This is a genomic window from Thalassospira sp. CH_XMU1420-2, from assembly GCF_037029325.1.
Taxonomy (GTDB): domain Bacteria; phylum Pseudomonadota; class Alphaproteobacteria; order Rhodospirillales; family Thalassospiraceae; genus Thalassospira; species Thalassospira povalilytica.
Genome location: NZ_JAYMEG010000039.1, coordinates 1 through 1,384 on the forward strand (window position 1 = coordinate 1; position 1,384 = coordinate 1,384).

Genomic DNA, 1,384 nt, shown 5'->3' on the forward strand with positions numbered 1-1,384 from the left:
GGCAGCGATCTTATCGCTGAGATGCTGCGTGCCCTGGATGTTGAATTTGTCGCCCTTAATCCCGGATCAAGTTTCCGTGGTTTGCATGACAGTCTGGTTAATCATCTGGGCAATGAAGACCCGAGAATGCTGCTGTGTCTGCATGAAGAACATACCGTCGCGATTGCCCATGGTTGGGCGAAGGTGACGGGGCGTCCGATGGCAGCCATTGTGCATGCCAATGTCGGTTTGATGCATGCAACCATGTCGATTTACAACGCCTGGTGTGATCGTGTTCCCGTCCTGGTGTTCGGGGCAACCGGGCCGGTTGATGCGGCTGAGCGTCGCCCGTGGATTGACTGGATCCATACGTCTCGTGATCAGGCTGCCTTGGTGCGCCCCTATGTCAAATGGGATGATCAACCTGCATCGCTTCCGGCCTCGCTTGAAGCCATGATCCGCGGTGCGACAATCGCCAAAACCGCACCAATGGCACCGGTCTATGTCTGTTTTGATGTCTCGGTTCAGGAAGAAGAAATCACCGAGCCGGCCAAGTTGCCTGATGTCAGCCGATTTGCCCTGCCTGCGCCAACAGCACCGTCACGCGAAACGCTGGTCGAGCTGCACACATTGCTGCAAACCGCCAAATCACCGGTATTCCTGATGGGGCGGGTGTCGCGGTCTGGTGAAGACTGGGGGCGGCGTGTCGCGCTTGCCGAAAAGTTCAATGCGCGTGTCTTGACCGATATCAAGCTTGGTGCAGCGTTCCCGACAGACCATCCATTGCATGCCGGTGCACCCGGCTTCTTTATGTCGCCAGATGGCGCAAAGGTTTTGAATGAAGCTGACCTTATTGTCAGTTTTGATTGGGTTGATGTTGCCGGAACGCTGAAACAGGCAGGCTCGAGTGCCGAAGCGGCCAAACTTGTTCAGCTGTCTTTGGATCATCAGCTTCATAATGGTTGGAGCATGGACCATCAGGCAGCTGTTCGGGCGGATTTGCATATCGCATCTGAACCTGACGTCGTGATTAAAGCACTTTGCAAGGAAGCCAGAATTAGTGCTACCGCTGCCCCTGCAAACCTGCCGGCAAAATGCACAGGCAAGGTCGCGGACGAGACAGCACCGCTTGATGTTGACAGCCTGGCTGCTGCATTGGGTGACGCCCTGTCCGAAGATGTGGTTTCGCTGGTTCGCCTGCCGCTAAGCTGGGGTGGCGATTTGTGGCACTTCCGTCATCCGCTTGATTATCTGGGCTATGACGGTGGGGCTGGGATTGCATCTGGTCCGGGCATGTTGGTGGGCGCTGCACTTGCGCTGCGTGACACCGACCGTCTTCCGGTTGCGGTTTTGGGCGACGGTGATTTCCTGATGGGGGTGTCGGCATTTTGGACAGCGGCACGCT

1 protein-coding gene is annotated in these 1,384 nt (G+C 56.5%); it reads left to right on the top strand.

Annotation, left to right across the window (positions count from 1 at the left end; translation table 11 throughout):
* Window positions 1-21 precede the first annotated feature (21 nt).
* A partial coding sequence (locus tag WA429_RS21055; RefSeq protein ID WP_336107888.1) for a thiamine pyrophosphate-binding protein occupies window positions 22-1,384 on the top strand: 1,363 nt, incomplete at its 3' end.